Source organism: Ideonella azotifigens (genome assembly GCF_006519715.1).
GTDB lineage: Bacteria > Pseudomonadota > Gammaproteobacteria > Burkholderiales > Burkholderiaceae_C > Ideonella > Ideonella azotifigens.
On record NZ_VIDT01000444.1, the window covers coordinates 1 to 4681 of the forward strand.

Below are 4681 nucleotides of genomic sequence, written 5' to 3' on the forward strand. Positions count from 1 at the left end.
CAGACGGCCGAGATCCGCGCGGCGCGCGCGGCCTTCAAGCGCGGCCAGCTCGACCAGCCTGCCTACGAGGCGGCAATGCAGCAGGAGATTGCGCTGGCCGTGGCGCGCCAGGAGGCGCTGGGGCTGGACGTGCTGGTGCACGGCGAGGCCGAGCGCAACGACATGGTCGAGTACTTCGGCGAGCAGTTGCACGGCTTTGCCTTCACCGCCAACGGCTGGGTGCAGAGCTACGGTTCACGCTGCGTGAAGCCGCCGGTGCTGTTCGGCGACGTGGCCCGCCCGCAGGCGATGACGGTCGGCTGGACGACCTACGCGCAAAGCCTGACGAAAAAGCCGATGAAAGGCATGCTGACCGGCCCAATCACGATCCTGCAATGGTCCTTCGTGCGCGACGACCAGCCACGCGCCGACACCGCGCTGCAGATCGCGCTGGCCATGCGCGACGAGGCGGCCGACCTCGAAGCCGCCGGCATCGCGGTGATCCAGATCGACGAGCCGGCCATCCGCGAAGGCCTGCCGCTGCGTCGCGCACAGCAGCCGGCCTACCTGAAGTGGGCCGCGCGTGCCTTCCGTGTTTCGGCCAGCGGCGTGGCGGACGCCACGCAGATCCACACCCACATGTGCTACTCCGAATTCAACGACATCCTGCCGGACATCGCCGCGATGGATGCCGACGTGATCACCATCGAAACCAGCCGCTCCGACATGGCACTGCTGCGCGGCTTCGGCGATTTCCGCTACCCCAATGAGATCGGCCCCGGCGTCTACGACATCCACTCACCGCGCGTGCCGACCACAGCCGAAATGCTGCGCCTGCTGCGCAAGGCCGCCGAAGTCATCCCGCCCGAGCAGCTCTGGGTCAACCCCGACTGCGGCCTGAAGACCCGCGGCTGGCCCGAAACCGAGGCCGCGCTGCGCCACATGGTGGCCGCAGCGCGGGAGCTGCGCGTGAGGTGATTCCGCGCCTGGCAGGGTCGCGGCCAGGCTTCGCGATGGTGGGGGCGCTTCCCCGGGGCATGCACGCCAACCGGCGTGCATGCCATCAGGGCACGATGTTGACGTAGAAGCCGGATGCGTTGCCCAGGGTCATCGCCTGCTTGCCCGGCACGCTGGCAAAGAACTCCGTGCTGGCATAGGTGCCCGAAGGCAGCTGCTTGGCCAGTGGAAGGCTGTGCGAGACGGTCAGCGTGGCGCCGGGGGCGATCGTGACGCTGCTCAAGGTGCTGCTGCCGTCCACCCCCACGCTGTACTGGCTGTAGCCCTGGACCGAGCCGGTCTCGTAGGTCGAGACCACGGCCCACAGGTCCACCGTCAGCGGCGCCGAGGTGACATTGGTCAGGTCGTAGGTGGCCTTGCAAGGCGTGCCGACAGGCAGCGCGTCGGCACCTGCACACGCCGTGACCGGGCCGTACTTGACCGGCGCCTTCGCGGCCGTGATGTCGACGGTGGCGGCGCCGCCTGCGTAGTCGAAGGCCTGCGAGTAGTTCAGGCCGTAGGTCGTGCCGTCCTGGCGGAATGCCCAGAGCTGGTAGTGCCCCGGCGCCAGGCGGCGCGCGTTGTACGAATACTTGCCGTTGGCGTCCACGGTGAACAGCGCTTTGGTGCCCATGCAGAGGTCGAGGCTCGGGTCCTGGCAGCCCTGAAGCTGCACCGCCACGCTGCCGTCCGTGATCGGTTGATTCGTCACCGGATCCAGCGCCACGCCGCTGATGACGTCGCTCGCTGCCGACGCAGCGGGCCCGCTGCGCGCCGTGGCTTGCAGCTGCCGGGCCATCAGGGGCTTCATGGCCTGGGCCGAGCGCACGGTCGAAACAGCCTTGTCGGCCGCCGTCACGGTGTAGTTGAAGCCGTAGCCGTAGCCGATGGTGTTGGTCTGGTCGTCAGCCGTGGAAGCGTAGACGTACAAGGCGCCCGTGCTGCCCGACAGCATGTCGCTCAAGGACATCGACTGCGTGACCTTCTTGGATTCACCCGGCGCGAGCTTGATCGCCATCGGTGCGCTGGTCGACTTGCCCATCGTGTAGTTGGTGCGGAACATCGGCGAGCCGTTGGGACCTTGCTCGGTCTGCGACCAGACGCTGGTCTTCAGGGTCTTGCTCGTCGTGTTCGACAACACATAGGAGTACTTGCAGCTCCCGCCGGCCGCGATGGTCTGGCACGGGGTCATGTCCGACACCACCATGGGCAGCGGCGCCAGCGCGTAGTTCTTGGTCGACTTGCCCTCGAAGCCGGTGACGGTGACCGGCGCCAGGTTCTTGCTGGCGTGGTTGTCGGCAAGCACGCGGATCTGGTACACGCCGGGCGGCAAGGCCTGGGCGATCGCGTAGTGGCCATTCGCGTCGGGGATGCCCTGTGCGCTGTAGGTCGTGCAGATCTGGTAATCCGCCGAAGGGCAGGACATCAGGTTCACGACGGCAAAGTCGGCCTTGGTCAACGGCAGGCCCGTGACCGCATCCGTAAGGTTGCCGCTGAAGGCGATCACCGGCACCGTGGGCGGGCCGATGGTCAGCTTGTAGGTCCCGGTCGAGGTATTGGCGCCGGTGAAGCCGAAATCCGGATCGCCCGCGGCGGCGATGCGGACCACGCCGTCAGCGGGCGCCATGAAGACCAGTCGTGCCTCCAGGCCGTTCTCGGAGTTGTCGCTGTACTGCACGACGCTGCAGTCGGCATCCAGCAGGCCCATCAGCATGTTGCCCAGCGTGCCGGCGCCCGATGGCGCGCCGCGCATGTCGATCTGGAGCAATTGGCCGGGCTTGGCGGTCAGCGTGTAGAAATCGACGTCCGACGCATCGATGGTGCCGGACAGCTTGACCTTGCTGGTCTGGCCCAGGTTCTGCGGCGCAGCGCAGCTGTTGTTGGGCTCCACGTCCTTGATGCCAGCCCAGGCGAGCGGGCTCACCAGCGCAGAAAGGACGATCAGGCGTCTGGCAAGGACGTGCAGAGAAAAACGTGACATCGGACTCTCTCCTCGGAAACAACGGCGGGCGCGATGGGCATCGGCGCCGCCCTGCGGGTCGTCGGCCGTGTCTCAAATCGCGTGTCAGGTCAGGATAGGACCAGCCTCGATCCTTTGCAAGGATTTTCCTGGAACATTCTCAGAATATCCCTAACGCGTAGCTGCTATGCTTTCGCCATGGCCGACATGCTCATGATTTCCGAAAGCCGCGACACCGCGCTGCGTCAGCGCGCCGAACTGCTGGGCCGCAAGTTGCAGGATGCCCTCTCGACCCTCGTCTCTGAGCTGGGGCGGCGCGGCATGCGCGACCAGCGCTCGATTCGCGAGGTGCTGCAGCTCAGCCAGCCGGTGGTCAGCCGGCTGCTGACCTCGGTGCGTGGCGGCGACCCGCTCACGACGCTGAACTCGATCCCCGGCCAGGAGGCGCTGCGCCAGATGCTGCGGGGCGCGTCCGCTGCCGATGTCGACCGCGACTGCATCACCAAGGTAGCGGCCGCGGTAGACGAATTGGGCCACTTCATCGATACCGATTTCGGCGACCGTGCGGCCTTCGACGCCGTGTTGAGCGACTGGGTCGTGGAGTCGCGCGCAGCATTCGAGGCACGCCACAAGGCCGCCGCCTTCAAGGCCATGAGCGCGTTGCGCGGCGTGCAGGCGGACGTGGTGCTGAGCGCGGGCATCATCTTCCCGACCCCCGGCGCCGAAAACTTCAGCTCCGTGGGCATCGATGCGCTGCTGGGCTGCCGCCGCACGCGCCCTTCGGGGCTGCTGCGCAACGTCGGATCGTGGTTCGTGCCCCCCGGCGCGCATCACACCGTGACTTCGCTCGAAGGTCGGCCCATTGCGAAGGCCAGCGACATGTTGCTGGCCGGCTTCTCGACCGTGACGCCCGATCTGGTCGAAACCGTCCAGCACAGCAGCGTGTTCGTCGAAACGACGATTTCCGGCCTGCCGCTGGGCCGAAGCGACGACGCACCCGGCGTCGACTACGTCTGCGGCCAATTGCTGTCCAACTTCAATCGCAGGCGCAGAACCAGCGATTCGTCCACCGCTGGCATCGGCGGGCACGCGGAGCCGCCATGCGAGTACTTCATCGTGGACGTCTGGCTGCACGATGAGGTCTGGCCTGACTCGCGGGCCGAGGTTCACATCTTCGACACCGTCGTGCGGGGGGCCGCCCATCCCAACGACGCTGCACGGCGCAACGACCGGCTGGACATGGTCGAGACCGTGCAGTCCCTGGGCACCGGCCCGGACGCCTTCCGCCTGCCGGAATACCCGCGCTATGGGGAGCTGCTTCGCCATGTGTGCGCGGTGGCCGGCATCGACGCGGCGCGGCTGCGCGGCTACCGCTGCAAGATCCGCTACCCCATCTACGGCTCCCAGATCGGCATCGAGTTCGAGCTGCCCGCCTGAGCCCGGCTCGGGTGACCGTCGAACGGGTCACTGCGCAACGGCGAGCGTGTTCGGCTGTTCGTCGAGCATCTGCAACAGCGCTGCAGATTCGGGCGAGGCGCGCAGCGCCAGCGGCATGTCTTGCGACGGGCGAAGCCGCCGTCGCCGCAGGCCATCTGGAAGCTCAGCCTTGCGTTCAGGCAGGCACCCGGCCGATGACCTTGGTCACGCGGCGCGGCCTGCCCGGCTGGCTATTCTGGCCACCGGTCTCCAAAGGCATTCCAGATGGTCAACATGCGTCACGGCTTCGCGGGTTCGGCAAGCAGCGCC

The 4681-nt window shown here is 67.2% G+C and carries 3 protein-coding genes; 2 read left to right on the top strand and 1 reads right to left on the bottom strand.

Annotated elements, in window-relative coordinates; translation table 11 throughout:
- A partial coding sequence (gene metE / locus FKP22_RS21475) for a 5-methyltetrahydropteroyltriglutamate--homocysteine S-methyltransferase (protein WP_141289728.1) occupies nt 1–957 on the top strand: 957 nt, incomplete at its 5' end.
- An 85-nt stretch (nt 958–1042) separates the two neighbouring features.
- Here metE and FKP22_RS21480 read toward each other — a convergent pair.
- Complete coding sequence (locus FKP22_RS21480) at nt 1043–2956, bottom strand: hypothetical protein (protein ID WP_141289729.1); 1914 nt, start codon at nt 2954–2956, stop codon at nt 1043–1045.
- A 33-nt stretch (nt 2957–2989) separates the two neighbouring features.
- Here FKP22_RS21480 and FKP22_RS21485 point away from each other — a divergent pair, with 33 nt between their 5' ends.
- Nucleotides 2990–4372, top strand: coding sequence for a hypothetical protein (locus tag FKP22_RS21485; RefSeq protein ID WP_141289730.1), 1383 nt, complete (start codon nt 2990–2992; stop codon nt 4370–4372).
- Nucleotides 4373–4681: the final 309 nt, after the last annotated feature.